Here is a 21,654-nt window from a genome sequence, read left to right as displayed (position 1 = left end):
TCGCGCGGGGTGGCCGGTGGGGACGGCGAGCGCCCCCACCGGCCGGTCGGCTACCGCAACGCGCACAACAGGGAGCAGGCGGTGGCCGACGACCACGCCGAGTACGACGGCGGGGTGTCGGCGGGCGAGTTGCGCGGGACGAAGCTCGCCTTGGCCTGGTTGGTCATCGGGAACAGCGTGATGACCGCGTAGGTCGAGCAGTAGAACCGCTTGGTCTCACCCGGCTGGAGCGTGAACGTCCCGGCCGCCGCCTCGCAGCCGGGCTCCTCGTAGTCCACGACCCGCGCGTCGGTGACCGCCACCGGACCCTGGTTGGTCACCGTGATCCGCCAGTACGCGGTGGCGTTGAGCAGGCCCAGCAGCCCCACGGGCGCCTGCTTGGCCCACGGCCCGGCGCCGTTCGGCCCGCAGTGGGACGCGGTCTTCGAGGCGCAGATCTCCTTGTCCACCGTCACCACCGGCCGGCAGGCGGGTCCCGGCGCGACCGGGACGGTGACGGTGTTCGAGCTGAACGCGCCGGTGGTGTCCGTGCCGGTCGCGGTGTTGGCCACGTCGGTCACGGCGCACTCGGTGGCGATGGTGGTGCGGAAGCACACCTGCGGCGGGTCGCCGACGAAGTCCACCACCAGCCGTGGCTGGTTGCCGCCGCCGAAGTCCGCGCCGTTGTTCAGCACGAGCGTCGTGGTGACCTCGAGCGTCGGGTGGGCGGTCGGCGACACGCCGCTCAGGTCCACCGTGCCGTCGGGCGCGAAGCCGGGCGTGGCCACGGTGGCGCCGTCCTGGTCGGTGACGGTCACCTGGGACGCGCCGAAGTCGACGTTGCCGGGCGTGACGCCGACGAGTCGGGCCGCGCCGTAGCCCTGGACGTGGCCGGTGGCCCCGTCGCAGTAGAAGTCGCCCGGCGTCAGCCTCGCCTGTCCGCCGGAGCGCACGCACGGCGAGCCGCCCGTGAGCGGGTCCATCGAGAACAGCACGCCCGCGTCGCCGAGCCCGATCATGCAGCCCGTCGGCACGTCGTAGGCGTAGCCGTAGTCCCGGGTGACGCCGCCGTTGACGGTCGGGTGGGTGATCGGGTTGGGGAGGCCGGCGCACGCGGACGCGGTGGTCCAGTCGTGGCAGATCGTCGCGCCGGCGTAGGGACCGCTCCAGATCGGCAGGTAGCTCCGGAGGTGCCCGTTCGGGTCGGTGACGACCTCCGGGTTGAACGCGATCACGCCGGCGGGCAGCCCGACCGCGGACGACGGCGCGGCCAGGGCCGACCCGTCCAGGGCGTAGCAGGTGGTCACGCCGGGCGACGAGCCGGTGGTGGTGGAGCAGGCGCCGACCTGTGCGCCCGCCGTGCTGTAGGCGGTGTAGGCGTTGTAGGTGTAGTTCTCGGTGGGGCCGGTCGGCCGGGGCGAGGCCCAGCCGGCGCACGCCGTGCCGGTGGCCGGGTCGAAGCAGCCCAGGGCCGGCTGGAGGCCGCTGCCGGACTGCGACGACGAGGCGAACACCTTGCCCGCCGCGACGGTCATCGCGCCGTAGTACCACCCGTTCACCGCGCCGGGCTGGGCGTTGCTGGGCGGGACGATCGCCGCGAACGGCTGGCCGGGGCACGCGGCGCGGGTGGCGACGTTCCAGCAGAGGACCTGGCCCGTGCTCACGACGCCGTACAGGTTGCCATCGACCTCCACGAAACCGGCGACGTCGTTCACGCTCAGCGGCGAGCCGCCCCGCGCCGACAGGGGCCAGTAGCCGCAGTTCGCCGCGGCGGCGAGGTCGAGGCAGCCGACGCCGATCGACGACGGGGTCACCGCGGCGTACAGGACCTGGGACGGCGCGCCGGGGTCGCGGAAGTACTGCGGCGCCATGGGGCTGCCGATGTCGCCGGTCGCGCCGCTGCCGAGAGGTCCGGGCGTGGTGTTGAGCGGCTTGGGCCACGGTCCGCCGGCGCAGGGTTGGCCGGTGGACAGCTCGATGCACACGACCTTCGGCACGGCGGGCGCCGCGTGGTGGTAGATGTTCCACGCCTGGAGCGCGCCGGTGGGCGTGCGGTGCAGCAGCGGCGTGAACCCGTCACCGCCGGTGGCGGTGGTGGACGCCTGGACCGGCGGGGTCAGCAGGGCGTCCAGCGACGTCCCGCCCGGCCGGGCGGTGGGGTTCTGCGCGCGCACCGCGACCACGCCGGAGCCGGGTTCGGCGGTCTGGAACGTGCTGCCGTCGGTGGACCACGACGGGGTCCAGCCGGGCGGCACGTCCAGCGAGCCGGTCACGTAGGACTGCCCCGCGCCCACGGCGTCGGTGACGGTGGCCTGGCCGACGCCGGTGCCGTTGTTGTCGTACGCCACGACCCAGGTGGCGGTGGCCCCGTGGTCGGCGGGTGACGACACCCCGCCCACGGACTTCGTCAACGTCGACACCGCCGCGGTCGAGGGGTCGGCCGCCGCACCGGGAACTGTCATCGCGGCGGCCAGCAGAGCACCCGTCGCCACTTGGATAACCGCACGTCTTCGCACCGCGGTACACCTCGTTTCGCTTCCGCCGGAGCGCGGATCGCCCGGCCCCAGGCAGGCTATGGACCTGCACCGGTACCGGATTCCCCCGTCACCCGCCTGCGGCCGGCCGGGCATACCGACAGCGCAGTACCCCGAGATGTGCTCCTACCGGGGTGCTCCATTCCACGTGGGCGCGGACTGGACGTTCACCCGGATGTCCCCGATTTCGGCGGACCGCGGCGCGGCGGGACGCGATAACGGCGGACCGGGTCCTAGCCGCGGTCCGGGCGCACGGCGGCGAAGCCCGCGTCCAGACGGGCGATCATCACGTCGATCAGCTCGGACAGCTCGGGCCGTTCGGCGGCGTCCAGCCACCAGCCGACCACGACCCGCAGGGTGGCCATGGTCGTGGCGGCGAACATCGCGGGGTACAGGTCGGTGGCCGGGTCCACGCCCACCCGTGCGCCGACCACGGCGGCGAGTTCGCGTTCCTGCACGGCGAACGCGGCGATCTGGTGCGGCAGCAGCGCGGGGGTGCGGCGCAGGGCGCGCAGCTGCGCCACGCGGTCCGGCTCGATCCGGTCGGACACGACGTCGACCAGGGCGGCGCGCAGCGCGGACAGCACGGGCTCGTCCGCGGGCCGGTCCGCGAAGGCCCGGACGAAGGCCGCGGCGGTCGCGACGTCGCCCGCGACGACGGCCTCCTCCTTGGAGGAGAAGTAGTTGAAGAACGTGCGCAGCGAGACGCCGGCCTCCGTCGCCACCTGTTCGACGGTCACCCCGTCGAGGCCGTGCTCCACGCACAGCCGCAGCGCGGCGTCGGCCAACGCCGTGCGGGTGGCGAGCTTCTTGCGTTCGCGCAGTCCGGACACGGCGAAAGTGTCGCACTTGTCCGACCGGGAGCCGGACAAGTGCGACACGTGTCTTCCCGCGGTCAGTGGCCCGCGGCCATCTCCGCCGCCAACCGCTCGTCACCGCTGAGGGTCTTGAGCGGCTTCTCCTTGATGAACAGCACGGCCAGCAGCGCCAGCACCGCGATCGGCGCGCCGATCAGGAACAGCTCCGCGGTGGCCGTGGCGTAGATCTCCCGCACGACCAGCCGCACCGGCTCGGGCAGCAGCGCGAGGTCGGGCACCGTGCCCTCGCCACCGCCGGGGGCCGGGCCGAACTTCTCCTCGCTCAGCGACGTCACCCGGTTGGCGAGCACCGCGCCCAACGCGCTCACGCCGATCGCGCCGCCGAGGCTGCGGAAGAACGTGAGGGTCGAGGTGGTCGCGCCGAGGTCGCGGGCGGGCACGTCGTTCTGCGCCGCCAGCACCAGGTTCTGCATGAGCATGCCGACGCCGATGCCCAGCACGGCCATGTGCACGCTGACCATGAACACGCTGGTGTTCGCGTCGATCGTGGCCAGCAGCAGCATCCCGCCGATCATGATCACACCGCCGGCGACCAGGAACGCCTTCCACCTGCCCCACTTGGTGATCAGCTGGCCCGCGACGGTCGACGACACCAGCAGGCCGAAGATCATCGGCAGGCTCATCAGGCCCGCCTGCGTCGGCGTCTTGCCCAGGCCGATCTGGAAGTACTGGGACAGGAACACCGTGCCGCCGAACATGGCCACGCCGACGAGCGCGCTGGCCACCGTCGTCAACGTCACCGTGCGGTTGGCGAAGATCGTCAGCGGCACGATCGGGTCGGCCGCCCGCGACTCCACCCACACGGCCAGGCCGAGCAGCACCACGCCGACCGTCACCAGCAGCGCGGTCCACGCCGAGGCCCACTCGAACTGGTGGCCGGCCAGCGTGGACCACACCAGCAGGGTGGACACGCCGCCGACGATCAGCGCCGCGCCCAGGTAGTCGATCGTGACCTCCTTGCGCACGACCGGCAGGTTCAGCGTGCGCTGGAGCAGGAAGATCGAGGCGAGGGTGAACGGCACGCCGATGAAGAAGCACCAGCGCCAGCCCAGCCACGAGGTGTCCACCATGAGGCCGCCGATGAGCGGGCCGGCGACCGTGCCGACGCCGAAGACCGCGCCGAAGATGCCCGCGTAGCGCCCCATCTCGCGCGGCGGGATCATCGCCGCCATCACGATCGTCGCCAACGCCGTCATGCCGCCCGCGCCGAGGCCCTGCACGATGCGGCTGGCGATGAGCACCTCGACGTTCGGGGAGAAGCCCGCGATGAGCGAGCCGACCACGAACAGGCCGAGGGAGAGCTGGATCAGCAGCTTGCGGCTGTAGAGGTCGGCGAGCTTGCCCCACAGCGGCACGGTCGCGGTCATCGCCAGCAGCTCGGTCGTGACGACCCAGGTGTAGACGGACTGCGAGCCCTTCAGGTCGGAGATGATGCGCGGCAGCGCGTTCGACACGATGGTCGAGGCCAGGATGGCCATGAACATGCCCAGCATGAGGCCGGACATGGCTTGCATGACGTCCCGGCGCGAGGTCGTGCCGGCTTCGGTGGACATCGGTTCCCCCAGGTTGTCGCGTTGGGTCTTCGCGGTGGGTTGTCGTTGGCTTGTCGCAGTGGCTTCAGGCGTCGCCGTGGCCGGGCGTGCGGTGGGGTCGTGGCTTGAGGCCGTTCACGGCGCGTCGTCGCGCCGCACGTCGGCGTGCCGCGCTTCGGTCACTTGCCGCGCTTGGTCTCCCCCGGGTTGATCTCCCCGGGGTTGACCATGGCGGTCATCGCGGAGTCGACCGTCCCGCGGCTCCGCACGCGGCGGCTCCGCGAGCCCCGCGGCGAGCATGTCGAGCGCTTCGGCGAGCAGGTTTTGCAGCGGCGCGGCCGTGCTCGACCAGCGGGTCACCGCCACCCGGAACGCCGCGCCCGCCGCCGCGGCGAGCAGCAGCGGGTAGGTGTCGTCGGCGGGCAGGCCGACCCGTTGGGCGATGGCGGCGACCAGGTGGCGCTCGACGGCCTCGCCGCCGGCGAAGACCTTGGCCACCAGCACGGGGTGCTGCTGCACCACGCGCATCCGCAGCAACCAGAAGTCGCGGTCGTCGGCCAACTCGGCGGCGACCTCCGCTAGCAATGCCTCCCGCACCGCCTCGGCGGCGGACAGGTGCGCCGGCTGGGACAGCACGTTGGCGCGCATGCGGGGACCCGCCTCCGGGTCCGGGCCGAGGACGGCGTCCTCCTTGCCGGCGAAGTAGTTGAAGAAGGTGCGCGGCGAGACGTCGGCGGCGGCGCTGATGTCCTCGACGGTCACGTTGTCGAGGCCGCGTTCCGCGACCAGGCGGACGGCGGCGTGCGCCAGAGCCGTGCGGGTCTGCCGCTTCTTGCGGTCGCGCAGCCCCTCGGCCGCGTGCGTGCTCACTCGATCAGGGTAGGGAAAATCATGCACTGACTGCAACTTTGCAGGCACTGCACCCTTTGTGATCCCGCTCTCGTCACCGACACCCCTCCCCTGCCGCCACCACCCACAATTCACCCCCGACACCCCTCGCCTTTTTCCGGCAGCCCCATTCCGAGCGGCGATTCTGCGACATGACCGGGGTCTTGCCACAAGCCCCCGTGTGCGCTATAAATTGAAAATGGGAAGGGAGCCGCCATCCCGCGCGCCCCAATTCGCCCTACCCAACCGCGTCCCCACACCCTCCCCGCCCTACCGCCTCCGACCCTTTTCAGCGCTTGTCACGGGTGCTCTCAGGGCCAGGGCCTCTGCCGCGGTTTCCAGGGTCTTTCACACGGGTTCTCCGGCACCTTCCGCGCCCACCTTCCGCGCCGCGCTCCGGCCCGTTCAGCCGCGCCGACCCGTCAGGCGCGCCGCTCCAACAGGAGCGTGTCCCGCCAAACCCCGCAGTGCACCGCGATCCGCTCCCGAACCCCGACCGTCCGGAACCCGGCCGACCGGTGGAGCGCGACACTCGCCCGGTTCTCCGGGAACACCACCGCCTGCAACGTCCACAACCCACCGGCATCCGCCGCCCCGACCTGCCGGTGCAGCAACGCCTTCCCCACCCCACGCCCCCGGAACCGCGCGTCCACGTACAGCGACGTCTCCGCCACCCCCGCATAACACTCCCGCGGCGACACGGGCGTCGCCGCCGCCCACCCCGCGACCACCCCATCCACCACCGCGACCCACCGGTGGTCGAGCAGCCACTTGACGTCCAACGTCCGCCGACTGGGCACCTCGGTCTCGAACGTGGCGTCCCCGGTCGCGATGCCCTCGCCGTAGATGCGCCGCACGTCGGCCCAGTCGTCATCCACCATCGCCCGCACGGCGACGTCCGCGGGCGGCTCCAGCGGCCGCGCGGGGATCGCCCCGAGCACCGCGTCCACCGCGTGCGGCAGCAACACCCGGCCGGCCGGGTCGACCGAGGCCAGCGTGGCGGTGCCGTCGCGGCGGAGGTGGACGAACCCGGCGGCGGCGAGCTTGCGCAGGTGGTGCGAGCAGGTGGGCTGGCTGACCCCGAGCACGTCCGCCAACCGGCCGACCGTGGTCTCGCCGGCCGCCACCGCGTGCAGCAGTCGCACCCGCGTCGGGTCGGCCAGGCACCCGAACCGCTCGGCGTACGCGACGGCCTGGTCGACCGTCAAGGCCACTCGGGGCGTCACAACGGGGCTGCTCATGCCCGGATTCTTTGCCTCGCCGGCCCGCATCGTCAATCGAATGCGGTCGATGCAGTGCGACTCACTTCATAGACACCTGTCTATGGACCGTCGACCGCACTCGCGCTCCGAGCGCACGGCCTGGACGCACGCGCCCCTCGCTCCTTGTCCGGCTCCTCGCCTCCGTCCTCCTGCCTGCGCCCACGCCTCGGGGCCGCGCCGCCTCCTTCATTCCCGGCAACGAAACTCGCGCCGGGAAAGTTGCCCATGGGCACGTCATTCGCTCCTTACGGTGATCTTTGGGCCATCACGGCGTCCACCCCCGCGTCACCGGTCGGCGCGTCGTGGCTGGTAGGAGCGTTCACAGCGATCAAAGCGGCGACAGTCGCGGCATAGTCGCCGTCGGCGGCGCGGTTGTGGCGCACTCCCCACAACGCGCGGTCGAGCGGCGTGGGGCCGGTGTGGTCGAAGGCTTTGTCGGTCACGTCGGCGCCGCGCGCCGGCAACAGCCGCACGACGTCGGCACGGCCGTTCATCGCCGCCTGCTCCAACGGCGTGAAGTTGCTCCACCCCCGCGTGTCCGCGGCCATCCCGGCGTCCAGCAGCGCCGCGACGACGTCCCAGCGGCCCCACGGCAGGTTCACGTCGGCGCCCGCGTCGAGCAGCACCCCGATGACCTCGGCGCTCCGGCCGCGGCCGATGGCGTGGTGCAGGCAGAACTCCGCGTTGACGTCCACCCCCCGGTCGAGGAACCAGCGCAGCCCGGCGACGTCCTCGAAGTCCGGCTTGTGGTTGACCATCCGCTCGAACCCCGGCCGGTACAGCGCGTCCAGCAGCGCGGTGTCCGACTGGCTCGCACGCGCGGTAGAACGCGTCCGCCGCGTCACCCGATGTCGACGGCACGACCGGCAGCGTGGTCACACCGACGGGTGACCACCGGCGCAGCGCGGCGCGCCCGCTTGAAACGCCGCCACGCCGCCGGGACGCTGGTTCCGCCCGGAGTCCTGGCCAGATCGACTCGCGAGGGAGAACGATGCTCCGCAGCACTCGCCTCTTCGGCCCGAAGCGCCGCGTGACCTTCTCGCTGCCCCTCGACCACCCGCGCGGACCGGTCAGCGTGGTCGGCACGTTCAACGACTGGACCCCCGGCGTGCACGAGCTGGTGCCCCGCCGCGACGGCACGCGCACGGTCACCGTGGTCCTCCCCCCGGGCACGCACCGGTTCCGCTACCTCGCCGACGGCGGCCACTGGTTCGACGAGCCGGACGTGCCGACCGTGGACCGCGACGGCTGCGTGCTCACGATCGACGGCTAGCGGCATCGACGGCCGGCGGAGCCGAGCGGACGCCCAGAACCGAGCGGACGGCCGGGGCACTCGGGCGTTCGTCCACTTCGGACCCGTGATCACCGGGAACGCCGTCGAGGGTGATCTCGTCACCGCGCTCGTGCGCCCACCGGCCCAGCGCGTCGAGCGGTTCCAGCAGGCTGCGGCCCAGGTCGGTCAGCTCGTACTCGACCCGGTCGCGCAGCTCGCGGCGCACCACCAGGCCGGCGGCCGCCAACCGGCGCACGGTCTCGGTCAGCACCTTGGACCGGATGCCGCCGATCGCGCGGCGCAGCTCGGCGGGTCGGCGGGGGCCGTGCCGCAACGCGTGCAGCACCACCGGGTTCCAGGTGTTGGCCAGCAGGTCGAACGCCTGCCGGGCGCGGCAGTCCGCGAGGAAGGCCATGGCCGCTCCCCCTTGTCGTGGGCACCGTTCGGTGTCCGCCGGGTTCCCTAACGTCGGTCCGGTCGAGCATGCCGGACGAGGAGGCGCGGGGATGCGGGTCGGGGTGTTGGGGTCGGGCGGGATGGCGGAGGCGCTGGGCGGGCGGTGGGTCGCGGCCGGGCACGAGGTGCTGGTCGGCGGGCGGTCGCGGGAGCGGTCCGCGGCGGTGGCGGCGCGGATCGGGGCCGTCGCGGGGTCGCCGGCGGACGCGGTGGCGTTCGGGGACGCGGTGCTGCTCGCGGTCCCGGCGGCGGTCGCGGTCGAGGTGCTGGGGCACGCGCCGGGCCGGGTGGTGGTCGACTGCACGAACTCGGTGGTGCCGGGCCGGTTCGTGCTGGACGAGCCGCGTGCCGCCGCACGGCTCGCGGCGGCGTCGGGCGCGCACGTGGTGAAGGCGTTCAACCTGTGCCACGTGGACGTGTGGCGACGGCCGTCGTTGGCGTTCGAGGGGCGACCGCTCGGGGTGCCGCTGTGCGGCGACTCGGCGGACGCGCTGGAGGTGGCGCGGGCGCTGGTGCGGTCGATCGGGTGCGTGCCGGTGGACGGCGGGCCGTTGGAGCGCGCCGAGTTGCTGGAGGCGACGACGGCGTTCGCCATCGGGCTGTGGGTGGCCGGCGCGGACGTCCGGTCGATGTTCCCGGCGGTGCCGTGACGCACCGTCGCGGCGCACGACGACCGTGACGCACCGTCGCGGCGCGCAACGGTCGGACGACATCGCCGTCCCCGACCGGGTGGAGTGCGGCCGGCCCGCCCTGGCGGGGGCGTGCCGGCTGCTTGTATGCCAGCGAGGGCTCCCGACCCGAGAGGTGGGCATGACGAGCGATCCGTTCGACTTCACGGCCGCGGACCTGGACGCGCTCGCCCTGGTGCCCGACGAGGAGCAGCGGTCGATCCTGGGCCGCGAGCTGCTCGCCGAACGCGGCCTGCCGGCGCCCGACGACCTGTCCGTCGCGGAGAACGTGCTGGTCTACCCGGAGCTGCGCGACGTCGTGTTCGGCCGGCTGCCGGTGCTGCCCGAGCAGGGCATCCGGTACGTCACCGCGTACGGCGCGCCGGAGCTGCGGGAGCTGGCGGCGGAACGGCTCGGCCGCAGCCTCGGGGCCGAGATCTCCCCCGAGCACGTCTTCGGCGCGGCCGGGGTGTCGGGTGCGCTGACGTGCGTCGCGCTGGGGCTGCAACAGGAGGGCGGGCCGGTGCCGCGGGGCAGCTCGGTGCTGTTGCCCGCGCCGTGCTGGCAGGGGTTCTACTGGTGCTTCGACCAGGAGGCGGGCCTGCACAGCCGTCCGGTGGCCCTGGCCGACGAGGAGACCTTCCGGCTCACCGTGGCGGACCTGGCCCGCGCCTACGACGAGGCCCCGGAGCCGAAGCCGAGGCTGCTGGTGCTGACCAACCCGCACAACCCGCTCGGCTACAACTACGAGCCGGCGCTGCTGGAGGACGTGTACCGGTGGGCGTTGTCGAAGCCCGACCTGCACGTCATCTCCGACGAGATGTACTGCCACTCCCAGCTGGAGGCCACGTCGACGCCGTTCGTCAGCGCCCTGGCGCTGGAGGCGACGAGGTACGCGCCCGAACGCGTGCACGTGGTGTGGGGGTTCGCCAAGGACTTCGGCCTGTCCGGGTTCCGCGCCGCGTTCGTCGTGTCGCGGTCGAGGTGGGTGCGCGAGGTGATGCTGGGCGACAAGGCGAGGCGGCGGACCTCGCAGGCGTGGTTCAGCACGTACGACTCGCTCAAGCACTTCTTCACGCGGGACGTCTTCACCGCCGAGGGCGGCGCTTTCTGGGACCGGGCGATGCGGGCCTACCGGCGGCGGCTGACCGAGTCGTTCGAGGCGGTCGCCCGCGTGCTGGACGTGCACGACATCCGGTACGTGCGGCAGCCCTTCGCCAACTCCGCGCAGTTCTTCTGGCTGGACCTGCGGGAGTTCCTGGCCCTGGCCCCGCCCGCCGGGTCCGCCGCGGCCCTGTTCGGCGACGGGCGCGCCGAGGACCCCGAGACCGCGCTGTGGGGCGCGATCCGCGCCAACGCGGGGGTGACGCTGCTGACCGGGACCACGTTGAGCTGCCGGCGGCCGGGGTACTTCCGGCTCTGCTTCACCGCGCTCGACCGGGACCGGGTGGTCGCGGCGGTGGAGCGGATGTGCCGGTACCTCAGGAGCATCCGACCGGCCTGACGCGGGAAAACCGGTTCGTCCCGGGCACCGGCCGGCCTAATGTAACAGCACTGTTGTATCTCGTGAGGAGGTAGGCGTGCTGTACCCGGAGATCGAGCCGTACGACCACGGGATGCTCGACGTCGGCGACGGGCACCGCGTGTACTGGGAGGTGTGCGGCAACCCGGACGGCAAACCGGCCGTGGTGCTGCACGGCGGGCCGGGTTCGGGGTGCACGCCCCGCGCCCGGCGCTACTTCGACCCCGACGCCTACCGGGTGGTGCTGTTCGACCAGCGCGGGTGCGGGCGCAGCACGCCGCACGCGGGCCTGCCCGTGGTGGACCTGTCCGCCAACACCACCGACCACCTGGTGGACGACCTGGAGCGGTTGCGCGGGTTCCTCGGCATCGACCGGTGGCTGGTGTTCGCCGCGTCCTGGGGTTCGGTGCTCGGGCTCGTGTACGCGGAGCGGTTCCCGCACCGGGTGTCGGAGATGGTGCACGCGGGCGTGGCCACGGGGCGGCGGGCGGAGACCGACCTGCTGACGACGGGGCTGGCCCCGATGTTCCCGGAGGCCCATGCCCGGTTCCGGGAGTTGGCGCCGATCGGCGACCCCGCGGCCGCGTACCTGGAGCTGCTGCTGTCGCCCGACCCGGCCGTGCACCGCCGGGCGGCGGCGGAGTGGTGCGCGTGGGAGGACGCGTTGCAGCCCCTCTCGCAGGGCGGGACGCGCTTCGACAACCCGGAGCACGGGCTCGCGTTCGCCCGGCTCGTCACGCACTACTGGGCGCACGGCTCGTGGTTGCCCGAGGGCGTCGTGCTGGAGGAGGCGTGGAAGCTCGCGGGCATCCCGGGCGTAATCGTTCAAGGAGTGCTCGACCTGGGAAATCTGATCGGGACTCCGTTCGACCTCGCGCACGCCTGGCCGGACGCGGAATTGATCCTCGTCCCGGAGACCGCGCACGGCGGCGGCGACGCGATGACCGAGGCCCGGCGGAGGGCTGCTGACAAATTCCGGTAACACCCGGAAACTCGGTGCGATGGAGTGATTACCGCACGAGGTCGAAGGGTCGACGTGGAACGGTTCACCGAGAGCGCGCGACGGGTCTCCGTGATCGCCTTGCGAGAGGCTCGGGGGTTCAACCACACCGCGATCGGCACCGAGCACCTGTTACTGGGGCTGGTCGGCGAGGGCGGCGCGGCGGCGTCGGTGCTGGCGTCGGCGGGGCTGTCGCCGACGGCGTGCCGGACGGGGGTGCTGGCGGTGGACGGGCGGGGCATCCTGCCGGTGCCCGGCCGGCTGCCGTTCACGCCGGGCGCGAAGCGGGCGCTGGCGTCGGCGGTGCGCGAGTCGCTGGCGCTGGGGCACCGGCACGTCGGCACCGAGCACCTGCTGCTCGGCGTGCTCGCGGAGGACGAGGGCGTGGCGCTGGACGTGCTGGCGCGCTGCGGGATCGACCCGGCCGACGTGCGCGACCGGGCGTTCGCCGCCCTGGTGGGGATCGACCTGTCGCCCCGGGCCGCGCGGCTGTTCCTCAGCTACCGGCACCCGCAGGACCTGCACCTGGCCGGGCGGATCGCGGACCGGCTGGACGACATCGGCCGGCCGGTGGTGCGCGACGTCGGCGAGTGCGACGTGCTGCTGGCCGTGGTCGGGCCGGACTGGGCGCCGACCGAGGTGATGCGGGCCGAGGTGGAGCGGGCGGCGGAGCGCTCGGTGCCGGTGGTGCCGGTGCTGGTCGACGGGGCGGTGCTGCCCGCCGACCAGCTGCCGGCGACCACCGACCACGTCACGCTCCGGCACGAGACGTTCCGGGCGGACGTGGCGCGGCTGGCCGACGTGGTGCGCTACGCCCAGCCGGGCATCGGGTAGCCCGCCATGAGGTCGGCGACCTCGGCGGCGATGCGGTCCAGCGCGTCCACGTCGTCGGCGGACCGGACGGCCCGGTCGATCCACTCGGCGATCCGCGGCATGTGCTCCCCGGTGAGGCCGCGGGTGGTGACGGCGGCCGTGCCCAGGCGGACGCCGGACGGGTCGAACGGCTTGCGCGGGTCGAACGGGACGGTGTTGTAGTTGGCCTCGATGCCGGCCCGGTCCAGGGCCCTGGCGGCGGGCTTGCCGCCGATGCCCTTGCCGGTGAGGTCCAGCAGCACCAGGTGGTTGTCGGTGCCGCCGGAGACGAGGTCGAAGCCCCGGTCGAGCAGCGCGGTGGCCAGGGCGCGGGCGTTCTGCACGACGGCGTGCGCGTAGAGGCCGAACGACGGCTCGGACGCCTCGCCCAGCGCGACCGCGATGGCGGCGGTGGTGTGGTTGTGCGGGCCGCCCTGCAGGCCGGGGAACACGGCCTTGTCGACGGCCCTGGCGTGCTCGGTGTCGGTGAGGATCATCGCGCCGCGCGGTCCGCGCAGGGTCTTGTGGGTGGTCGTGGTGATCACCTGGGCGTGCCCGACGGGTGACGGGTGCGCGCCGCCCGCGACGAGGCCCGCGATGTGCGCGATGTCGGCCACGAGCACCGCGCCCACCTCGGCCGCGATCGCGGCGAACGCGGGGAAGTCGATGGTGCGCGGGATGGCCGTGCCGCCGCAGAAGATCACCTTGGGGCGTTCGGCGAGGGCGAGGTCGCGGACCTGGTCGAGGTCGACCACGCCGGTCTCCTTGGCCACGCCGTACTGGACGCCGCGGAACCACTTGCCGGTGGCCGAGACGCCCCAGCCGTGCGTGAGGTGGCCGCCGGCGGGCAGCGCCATGCCCATGACCGCGTCGCCGGGGTCGAGGAACGCCAGGTAGACGGCGAGGTTGGCCGGGGAGCCGGAGTAGGGCTGGACGTTGGCGTGGTCGACGCCGAACAGGGCCTTCGCCCGGGCGACCGCCAGCTCCTCCACCGGGTCCACGAGCTGCTGGCCCTCGTAGTAGCGGCGGCCCGCGTAGCCCTCGGAGTACTTGTTGGTCAGCACCGTGCCGGTGGCCTCCAGCACGGCGGTGGAGACGTAGTTCTCCGAGGCGATCAGGCGGACCTTCTCGAACTGGCGGCGGGCCTCGGCCTGGACCAGGCGGGCGACCTCGGGGTCGGAGCCGGTCAACGACGGGAGTGCGGGTTCGTGCACGACGACCTCCACGCGCGCGGGGGCGCTGCCGGAGCACCCAGGCGCGCGGTGCGATTCGGCTCAACGCTCCCCGGTGGTCGATCCCACCCTCGGCACGCCAGTCGCGAACACCGGGAATCGTACACCGGCCCGCCGGCGGGGTTTTCGCGGTTTTTGGGCGGAACGGGCCATTGCCGGAAGGCGCGGCCACCCATACTTTGTGGGTTGGAAAAGTTCCAACCGGCCCTGTGCCACGTCAGCACTTCCCCCTGCCCCCGAAAGGACTGACGTGCTCGATCGGCGAACGTTCGTGCTGGGTGCGACCGCGACCGCGGCGCTCACCGGCGCACTACCGGCCCACCAGGCGGCCGCGGCCCCCGGACCGGGCGCCGCGGCGGACGACAACCCCCGCAAGGCCGCGGGCGTGCTCCTCGCGCCCGACGGCACCCCTTCCATGGTGACCGAGCAGGACGGCCGGTGGGTGCTGGCCGACGAACGCGGTTCGGTCCGCATCACCGACGGCCTGGCCGGCGCGGAGCTGGTGGACGTCACCGGCTCCGGCGGCGCCTACCACGCCGTCGGCGCGGTGAGCGGCGACCCGACCGCCACGATCTGGGAGTCCGCCGACGGCGTGCGGTGGCGCGAGGCGCGCCGGCTGCACGGCGTGCGCTCGGCGTTCACCGCGGTCGGCGGCGGCCTGGCGTTCGGCTCCGTGCTCAAGCACGAGCGCGCGTCGGTGGTCCGCATCGCGGCCCGCCGCACCGCGTCGGGCTGGCACACCGTGCCCGTCCGCGGTCTGGAGTGGACCGACGGCCTGTCCGCGACCGCCGTCACCGCGACCGCCGACGGGTGGGTCGTGGCGGCCGTCGACCTCGCCGGCACCGTCCTGCACGCCTCGCGCGACGGCGTCACGTGGACCGCGCTGCCCCGCCTGGACGGCGTCGCCGTGCGCGGCCTGGCCTCGGTGGGCGGCCGCGTGCACTGGGTCGGCAACGAGGTGGTCGACGCCACCCCGCTGACCGGGGTGCTGGACGCCGACCGGACCAGCCCCGCCGTGCCCCGGGACGCGAAGGCGCTGGGTGTCGCGGGCTCCCGGACCGGCTGGCTCGCCGGCGGCCGGCTCGTCACCGCGGAGGTGGCCCGATGATCACGTTCCAGCGCATCGACGGCACGCCCGTCTACTACTGGCGGTCGGGTCGCGGCAACACGACGCTGCGGAACTGGCAGGCCACGCAGGCGTTCTACGACTCCCTGGTGCTGTGGATCCGGGACCTGCGGTCGTTGTCGTCGGCGTACGGCAGCATCCAGTACCTGGTGTCGGCGGGCTTCTACGTGAACAAGCCGGGCGAGCACGGCTCGGGCACGGCGATGGACCTCGACCACGTCCGGTGGAGCGGCGGCCAGGTGTCGTCGCCGCTGGACCGCGACCACGCGTCCGGCACGCTCGCCGTGCGCCGCCGCTACCTCGCGGTGGACGCGGTGTGCCGGCGGCGGTTCCGGTTCGCGCTGGACGGCTGGTACAACGCCGACCACGCCGACCACATCCACAGCGACTTCGGCGGCCTGCCGGTGCGCTGCGTGACCGGGTCGGAGAGCGACACGAAGTTCGTGCAGGCGCTGTGCAACAACTTCATGAGCTCGGGCCTCGCGGTGGACGGCATCTGGGGTCCGCTGACCACCAGCGCGTTCACCACCGCGAAGTCCCGGCTGGGCATCACCGGCGACCCGCACACCAGCAGCGCGGCGTGGCAGTCGTTCCTGTCCGCGGCGGCCCGGAAGGGCTTCGCGAACCAGGCGTTCTGACCGCGCCGGGTGCTTCGCGCACCAGCGGCTCCGACCGCGCCGACGGCTTCGCGCACCGGGAGTTCCGACGGTGCCGAGGGCTTCGCGAACCCCGGGTGTTCGACGGCGCGGCGGACCCGCGGGTCCCGGTGACCCGCGGGTCCGCCGCCTGCCCGGCTAACGCGCTCCGTCCGGCAGCAGGGCCGGGTCCGCGCGGCGGGTGGTCGTGACGGTGCCGGAGACCAGGCCGAGGAGGCTGCGCCGGTCGCCGCGCGAGCGCGCCGCCAGGCCGAGCACGACCACCACGACGAGCACCACGCCGGAGTGGCCGGACGAGATCAGCAGCAGCACCGGCAGCCACCACAGGGCGAACCGCAGCAGCACCGCGCGGGCCGGCGCGACCCCGCCCGTGCGCGCGTCGGCCAGGGCCAGGTTGAACGTGATCTGGCCCGGCGTCGCCCGGTCCCGGCGCAGCAGCGGCACCACGACCGCGGCCACCACCGGCACCAGCACGCCCAGCGCGGCGCCGAACCAGTCCGAGGTCGCCAGGTCCGTGAGCCGGGGCGTCCCGGTGCCCTCGCCGACCAGCACGAGCACCGCCCGGCAGGCGAACTGGGCCAGGGCCAGGGTGAGCAGGTCGCCCGCGAACGCCAGGCCGCGGCGCACCAGGCCCGGCGGCCCGCTGTCGGCCACCGGCTCCGGCACCGCCGCGGGCAGCCGCCGCCCGACCGACCACGCGAGCAGCCACCCGACGACCGCGCCCGCCGTGTTGGTGATCAGGTCGTCCACGTCCGCGATCCGGTACGGGCAGGGGTACAGGCCGAACACCGCCGTGCCCTGGGTGACCTCCACCGCGAGCGACACGAGCAGCCCGAGCGCGGTCGAGGCCGGCAGGCCGCGCCGGAACCGGTAGCGGAGCAGGAATCCGAGCGGCACGAACAGCACCACGTTGAGCGCCACCTGGAGGAACGCGGGGCTGGTCAACGAGTGCCCGGCGGCGGCGATGTCGTCCAGCGAGGCGAACGGCCGCAGCTGCCAGTAGTGGCGCAGCGCGCGGCCCGTGCAGAACCCGCCCGTCACGTCCGGCAGCGGGAACAGGGTGAACGCGACCAGGCCGCACGCGTACAGCGCGCCGCCCGCCGCCACGACCGCGGACCAGCCGCGCAGTTGGCCGTAGCGGCGGTACTGCCGGTGCACCCACGGCAGCACCGCCACCGGCACCAGCAGCGCGAACAGCACCAACGTGATGATCGACTCGCTCAGCCGCACCGACACGGCGGCCACGCTAGGCCGCGCGCCCGGCCTCCGCCCGCCGGTCACCTGTTCGGGTGGCACCCGGCGCCGCTCCGCCGCCGATCACGCCGGGGGCCGCCCAGGGCCGGGCGACCGTCCCCTGTGGACGGACCCGGGCGTCAGGCGGCGGTCGTGCGGCGTTCGAGCAGGACGGTGTCGCGCCACACGCCGTGGTGCCGGGCGATGCGCTCGCGGACGCCGACCGTGCGGTAGCCCGCCGAGTGGTGCAGGGCGATGCTCGCCCGGTTCTCCGGGAAGATCGCCGTCTGCAACGTCCACAGCCCGCCCGCGTCGGCCGCGGTGACCTGCCGGTGCAGCAACGCCTTGCCCACGCCCCGTCCCCGGAACCCCTCCCCCACGTAGACGGAGGTCTCCGCGACGCCGGAGTAGCACTCGCGGGTGGAGACCGGCGTGGCGGCGGTCCACCCGGCGACGCGGCCGTCGACCTCGGCGACCCAGCGGTGGTCGGGCAGCCACTTGGCCTCCAGCGTGCGCCGGGAGGGCGGCTCGGTCTCGAAGGTGGCGTTGCCGGTGGCGATGCCCTCGGCGTAGACGCGCCGCACGTCGGTCCAGTCGGCGTCGGTCATGGCGCGCACGGCGACGTCCGCGGGCAGGTCGACCGGGCAGCACGGGCGGGTGACGATCGTGCCCATGACGGCGTCGGCGGCGTGCGGCAGTCCGGTGCAGCAGGCGGGGTTGACCGAGACGAGCGTCGCGGTGCCCTCCTTGCGCAGCCGGACGAAGCCGACGTCGGCGAGCTTGCGCAGGTGGTGCGAGCAGGTGGACTGGCTGATGCCGACGGCCTCGGTGAGCGCGCCCACGGTGATCTCGCCGGCGTGGGTCGCCACGGTGTGCAGGAGGCGCACGCGGGTGGGGTCGGCCAGGCACGCGAACCACTCGGCGTAGGTGGTGGCGTCCTCGGCGGCCAGGCCCACGGCGGGCAGCGTCGTCGTCATGACTCCAGTCTATCGACCGACACCGATGGTTGCTTTCATCTACGCCCTTCGATAAATTGCGCTTCGTTCAATCGAGAAACACCGATGAAAGAGGGATCGTGGTGGACGAGTTCCCGGTGGTCGTGGTGGGCGCGGGTCCGGTCGGGTTGGCCGCGGCGGCACACCTGCTGGAACGCGGCCTGCGGCCGTTGGTGCTGGAAGCCGGCCCGCGGGCGGGCGCGGCCGTGGCGCAGTGGCGGCACGTGCGCCTGTTCTCGCCGTGGTCCGAGCTGGTGGACCCCGCCGCGCGGCGGCTGCTGGAGCCGACCGGCTGGCGCGCGCCCGACGGCTACCCGACCGGCGAGGAGTGGGCGTCGGCGTACCTGGGGCCGCTGGCCGACGCGGTGGGCGACCACGTCCGGCTGAACGCCCGCGTGGTCGGGGTGGCCCGCCGCGGCCGTGACCGGGTCGTGGACGAGGGGCGGGACCGCGAACCGCTGACCGTGCACGTCGAGGGCGGCGGGCGGATCACCGCGCGGGCCGTGGTGGACGCGTCCGGCACCTGGGGCGGGCCGAACCCGCTGGGCGGCGACGGGCTGCCGGCCGTCGGCGAGCGGGAGGCGGCGGACCGGATCGGCTACCGCGTGCCCGACGTCGTCGGCGAACGGGACCGGTACGCGGGCCGGCGCGTCGCCGTGGCGGGCAGCGGGCACTCCGCGCTGACCGCCCTCGTGGCGCTCGCCGACCTGGCCGACCGGCACCCCGGCACGCACGTGACCTGGCTGCTGCGCCGCGGCGCGGTCGGCAACGCCTTCGGCGGCGGCGACGCCGACCAGTTGCCCGCCCGCGGCGCGTTGGGGGCGAGGGCGAGGGCCGCGGTCGCGGCGGGGCACGTCGAGGTCGTCACCGGGTTCCGCACCGCGGCCGTCGAGCGCGCCGGGGACCGCCTGGTCCTGGTGTCCGGGCACGGGCGGCGCCTCGACCCGGTGGACGAGGTGGTGGCGCTGACCGGGTTCCGCCCGGACCACTCGTGGCTGTCCGAGGTGCGGCTCGACCTGGACCCGGTGCTCCAGGCCCCGACGGCGCTGGCGCCGCTGATCGACCCGAACGCGCACTCGTGCGGCACGGTCCGCCCGCACGGCGCGCGCGAGCTGCGCCAGCCCGAGCCCGGCGTGTACCTGGTCGGCATGAAGAGCTACGGCCGCGCGCCCACCTTCCTCGCCCTGACCGGGTACGAACAGGTCCGCAGCGTCGTCGCGGAGATCGCCGGCGACCACGACGCCGCGGCGCGCCCGGAACTCACGCTGCCCGAGACCGGGGTCTGCGGCGGCTCCGGCGTCTTCGACGGCGGGCCCGAGGCGTCCCCGGGCGGCTGCTGCGGCGTGCCGCGCGTCGCGGATCTGACGCTCACCGCGCCGGCGGCCCGGCGTCGAACCCGCGCGGTGTGACCCTCGGCGGCACGGTGTTCCCTCGGGGTTCCCTCGGGTCCGTGCCGCCGAGGGGTGAGAACTAGACTGTGCGGCCGAGACTTCTGTGGGGGCCGCGGTGGCAGTGAGCAGTGAGCAGTTCATGCGGATCGTGAACGGGCTCGTCGACGTCGAGCGTTCCGAGGGCGAGCGGCACAGCTCGTTCGGCGTGCGGGGCAGGAAGTTCGGCTACTACTGGCCGCGCACGCAGACGGTGGGGTTGAAGCAGCTGCTGTCGGAGCAGCAGGCGTTGGTGGCCGAACGGCCGGACGTCTTCGAGGAGCAGTTCACCTCCGGCGGGTTCGGGTGGGTCGTCGTGCGGCTGGCGGGCATCGAGGCCGACGAGCTGGCCGAGCTGGTCTTCGAGGCGTGGCGGCTCACCGCGCCGGAGGAACTGGTCGCCCGGGTGCCCGACCCGGCGCGCGGCTGACGGCCGCCGGGCGGGCGGGGCGTCGGCGGTGGACGCGGGGCACCTGGTGGCCGGTCGGTACCGGCTGCGCGGACGGGTCGGGGCCGGCGCCATGGGCGTGGTGTGGCAGGCGTGGGACGAGCGGCTCGACCGCGTGGTGGCGCTCAAGCAGCTCGTGGTGCCCGACGGCGTGGACCCGGTCGAGGCGATCGGCCGGGCGGCGCGGGAAGCGCGCATCGCGGCCCGGTTGCAGCACCCGAACGCGGTGACCGTGCACGACGTCGTGGAGGAGGACGGCCGGCCGGTGCTCGTCATGGAGTACCTGCCCGCCCGGACCCTGGCCGACCGGATCGCGCGCGGCCCGGTGCCGGCGGCGGAGGCGGTGGCCGTCGGGGCGCAGGTGGCCGGCGCGCTGGCGGCGGCGCACGCGGCGGGGATCGTGCACCGGGACGTCAAGCCGGGCAACGTGCTGCTGACCGACGACGGCACCGCGAAGATCACCGACTTCGGCATCGCCCGCGCCGTCGGCGACGTCACGGTCACCCGCACCGGACTGCTGGCCGGGACGCCCGCGTTCCTCTCGCCGGAGGTGGCGCGCGGCGGTGAGCCGGGGCCGGCGTCGGACGTGTTCGCGCTCGGGGCCACGCTGTACGCGGCGGTGGAGGGCCGGCCGCCGTTCGGGGACGGGGACAACGCGATCGCGCTGCTGCACGCCGTCGCCGCGGGCCGCTTCGCGCCGCCGGCGCAGGCGGGACCGTTGACCGGCGTGCTGCTGGAGCTGCTGCGCACGGACCCGACGAGCCGGCCGACCATGGCGGTGGTCGCCGACCGCCTCCGCGCCCTCGCCACGACCGGGCCCGCCGCCGCGGCACCCTCCAGGCCCGCCGCGACGAGGCTCGACCTGCACCCGGCCGACACCCCGCCACCGCCCGCGCCGCACGGCACCGGACCGCACCGGGACTTCCCGGCAGGGCACCACGCCGGCCCGCACGACACCGCCTCCGCCCCGCACCACACCGGCCCGCCTGCCGCCGCCCCCGTCCCGCACCACACCGGCCCCCACGGCACCGCCCTGGCCCCGCACCCGGCGGACGCGTACCCCGCGCCACCGCCGACAGCGCCGCCCCGCACCGCGCTCGCACACCCGGCCGCCCTCACTCCCCCGCCGTCGAAGCGCGGACGGGTGGGGGTGATCGCGGTCGCGGCGGTGGCCGTCGTCGGGCTGGTGCTCGCGGCGATCGCGCTCACGGCCGACGACCGGTCACCCGACGCCACGACCGGCTCGGCGACCCCGCCGCCGAGCAGCGCGCCGCCGACCCCCTCCCCCGCCCGGCTGGAACAGGCGGTGGCCGAGTACTACGCCCTGCTGCCCAGGAACACCGCACAGGCGTGGGAACGGCTGGGCCCCGGCCTCCGCGCGCAGGACCGCCGCCAGTACGACAAGTCCTGGCGGGACGTCAAGGACCTCACCGTCAGCTCCCCGCCCACCGCGTCCGGCGACGGCACCGTCACCGTCGGCCTCGACTACACCGGGCGGGAGGGCCGGGTCCGCGAGTCACGCCGGCTGCGGCTGGTCGTGCAGGACGGCACCCCGCTGATCGACTCCGAGGAAGTCGTGTCCTCCCAACGCATCGACGAGGACGAGGACGACGACGACAAGGGCAAGGGCCACGGCGACAAGAAGGGCGACCCCAAACGCGGAGGCGGCCGGGACGGCGAAGGCTGACCGGCC

19 protein-coding genes, 1 pseudogene and 1 riboswitch are annotated in these 21,654 nt (G+C 74.1%); of the genes and pseudogenes, 10 read left to right on the top strand and 10 right to left on the bottom strand.

The features are described 5' to 3' along the window. Positions 1-50: 50 nt before the first annotated feature. The 6 genes from ACWEFJ_RS11390 to ACWEFJ_RS11365 form a co-directional block, all read right to left on the bottom strand. Complete coding sequence (locus ACWEFJ_RS11390) at positions 51-2,471, bottom strand: DUF7617 domain-containing protein (protein ID WP_449713700.1); 2,421 nt, start codon at positions 2,469-2,471, stop codon at positions 51-53. Between the two features lie 275 nt (positions 2,472-2,746). Beyond that, positions 2,747-3,346, bottom strand: a complete 600-nt coding sequence (locus ACWEFJ_RS11385) for a TetR/AcrR family transcriptional regulator (protein WP_449713699.1) — start codon at positions 3,344-3,346, stop codon at positions 2,747-2,749. Between the two features lie 62 nt (positions 3,347-3,408). After that, on the bottom strand, positions 3,409-4,944 hold the full coding sequence (locus tag ACWEFJ_RS11380) for an MDR family MFS transporter (RefSeq protein ID WP_449713698.1): 1,536 nt from the start codon (positions 4,942-4,944) through the stop codon (positions 3,409-3,411). 114 nt (positions 4,945-5,058) lie between these two features. Then, the gene (locus ACWEFJ_RS11375) at positions 5,059-5,793 is read right to left on the bottom strand and encodes a TetR/AcrR family transcriptional regulator (protein WP_449713697.1); all 735 of its coding nucleotides are present in this window, start codon (positions 5,791-5,793) and stop codon (positions 5,059-5,061) included. A 440-nt stretch (positions 5,794-6,233) separates the two neighbouring features. Further along, positions 6,234-7,052, bottom strand: a complete 819-nt coding sequence (locus tag ACWEFJ_RS11370) for a helix-turn-helix domain-containing GNAT family N-acetyltransferase (protein WP_449713696.1) — start codon at positions 7,050-7,052, stop codon at positions 6,234-6,236. Between the two features lie 266 nt (positions 7,053-7,318). Next, positions 7,319-7,918, bottom strand: a complete 600-nt coding sequence (locus tag ACWEFJ_RS11365) for an ankyrin repeat domain-containing protein (RefSeq protein WP_449713695.1) — start codon at positions 7,916-7,918, stop codon at positions 7,319-7,321. Positions 7,919-8,064: 146 nt separating this feature from the next. On the opposite strand from ACWEFJ_RS11365, the gene ACWEFJ_RS11360 reads away from it, so the two are divergent. Then, positions 8,065-8,346 (top strand): isoamylase early set domain-containing protein, encoded by a 282-nt coding sequence (locus ACWEFJ_RS11360; protein WP_378084857.1) that lies wholly within the window; start codon positions 8,065-8,067, stop codon positions 8,344-8,346. Between the two features lie 112 nt (positions 8,347-8,458). On the opposite strand, the pseudogene ACWEFJ_RS11355 reads toward ACWEFJ_RS11360, so the two are convergent. Further along, positions 8,459-8,761, bottom strand: a pseudogene (locus ACWEFJ_RS11355) (winged helix-turn-helix transcriptional regulator); the annotation flags it as partial. A gap of 91 nt (positions 8,762-8,852) precedes the next feature. On the opposite strand from ACWEFJ_RS11355, the gene ACWEFJ_RS11350 reads away from it, so the two are divergent. From ACWEFJ_RS11350 to ACWEFJ_RS11335, 4 genes are all read left to right on the top strand, one after another. Further along, positions 8,853-9,452, top strand: a complete 600-nt coding sequence (locus ACWEFJ_RS11350; RefSeq protein WP_378084856.1) for an NADPH-dependent F420 reductase — start codon at positions 8,853-8,855, stop codon at positions 9,450-9,452. A gap of 160 nt (positions 9,453-9,612) precedes the next feature. Continuing rightward, entirely contained in the window at positions 9,613-10,974 is a 1,362-nt protein-coding gene (locus tag ACWEFJ_RS11345; RefSeq protein WP_449713694.1) for a pyridoxal phosphate-dependent aminotransferase, read from the top strand. Positions 10,975-11,050: 76 nt separating this feature from the next. Beyond that, the gene (gene pip / locus ACWEFJ_RS11340; protein ID WP_378084854.1) at positions 11,051-11,974 is read left to right on the top strand and encodes a prolyl aminopeptidase; all 924 of its coding nucleotides are present in this window, start codon (positions 11,051-11,053) and stop codon (positions 11,972-11,974) included. A 90-nt stretch (positions 11,975-12,064) separates the two neighbouring features. Next, on the top strand, positions 12,065-12,826 hold the full coding sequence (locus ACWEFJ_RS11335; RefSeq protein ID WP_378084853.1) for a Clp protease N-terminal domain-containing protein: 762 nt from the start codon (positions 12,065-12,067) through the stop codon (positions 12,824-12,826). Here the strand turns inward: ACWEFJ_RS11335 and ACWEFJ_RS11330 are convergent. Further along, on the bottom strand, positions 12,802-14,058 hold the full coding sequence (locus ACWEFJ_RS11330; protein WP_449713693.1) for a serine hydroxymethyltransferase: 1,257 nt from the start codon (positions 14,056-14,058) through the stop codon (positions 12,802-12,804). The genes ACWEFJ_RS11335 and ACWEFJ_RS11330 overlap by 25 nt on opposite strands. Before the next feature lie 28 nt (positions 14,059-14,086). Next, positions 14,087-14,173: riboswitch (ZMP/ZTP riboswitch) on the bottom strand. Positions 14,174-14,326: 153 nt separating this feature from the next. Here ACWEFJ_RS11330 and ACWEFJ_RS11325 point away from each other — a divergent pair. Beyond that, positions 14,327-15,184: a hypothetical protein gene (locus ACWEFJ_RS11325; protein ID WP_449713692.1), complete on the top strand. Its 858-nt coding sequence runs from the start codon at positions 14,327-14,329 to the stop codon at positions 15,182-15,184. Further along, positions 15,181-15,840 (top strand): hypothetical protein, encoded by a 660-nt coding sequence (locus ACWEFJ_RS11320; protein WP_378084850.1) that lies wholly within the window; start codon positions 15,181-15,183, stop codon positions 15,838-15,840. Before ACWEFJ_RS11325 ends, ACWEFJ_RS11320 begins: the two co-directional genes overlap by 4 nt. A 156-nt stretch (positions 15,841-15,996) precedes the next feature. On the opposite strand, the gene ACWEFJ_RS11315 is transcribed toward ACWEFJ_RS11320, so the two are convergent. Together ACWEFJ_RS11315 and ACWEFJ_RS11310 are read right to left on the bottom strand one after the other, a co-directional pair. Beyond that, entirely contained in the window at positions 15,997-17,094 is a 1,098-nt protein-coding gene (locus tag ACWEFJ_RS11315) for a VanZ family protein (RefSeq protein WP_449713691.1), read from the bottom strand. Positions 17,095-17,231: 137 nt separating this feature from the next. Beyond that, entirely contained in the window at positions 17,232-18,068 is an 837-nt protein-coding gene (locus ACWEFJ_RS11310) for a helix-turn-helix domain-containing GNAT family N-acetyltransferase (protein ID WP_378084848.1), read from the bottom strand. Positions 18,069-18,169: 101 nt separating this feature from the next. Between ACWEFJ_RS11310 and ACWEFJ_RS11305 the strand changes: the two genes are divergently transcribed. The 3 genes from ACWEFJ_RS11305 to ACWEFJ_RS11295 all read left to right on the top strand — a co-directional run bounded on the left by ACWEFJ_RS11305 (position 18,170) and on the right by ACWEFJ_RS11295 (position 21,648). Beyond that, positions 18,170-19,495 carry an FAD-dependent oxidoreductase gene (locus ACWEFJ_RS11305; RefSeq protein ID WP_449713739.1) on the top strand — a complete coding sequence of 442 codons (1,326 nt, stop codon included), beginning with the start codon at positions 18,170-18,172 and terminating at the stop codon, positions 19,493-19,495. Between the two features lie 121 nt (positions 19,496-19,616). Further along, positions 19,617-19,943 (top strand): MmcQ/YjbR family DNA-binding protein, encoded by a 327-nt coding sequence (locus ACWEFJ_RS11300; RefSeq protein WP_378084901.1) that lies wholly within the window; start codon positions 19,617-19,619, stop codon positions 19,941-19,943. Positions 19,944-19,971: 28 nt separating this feature from the next. Beyond that, on the top strand, positions 19,972-21,648 hold the full coding sequence (locus ACWEFJ_RS11295; protein ID WP_449713690.1) for a serine/threonine-protein kinase: 1,677 nt from the start codon (positions 19,972-19,974) through the stop codon (positions 21,646-21,648). Positions 21,649-21,654: the final 6 nt, after the last annotated feature.

Source organism: Actinosynnema sp. NPDC004786 (assembly GCF_053601135.1).
The sequence above is the reverse complement of the archived record's forward strand: the minus strand, read 5'-3'. Positions and strand labels throughout refer to the sequence as shown.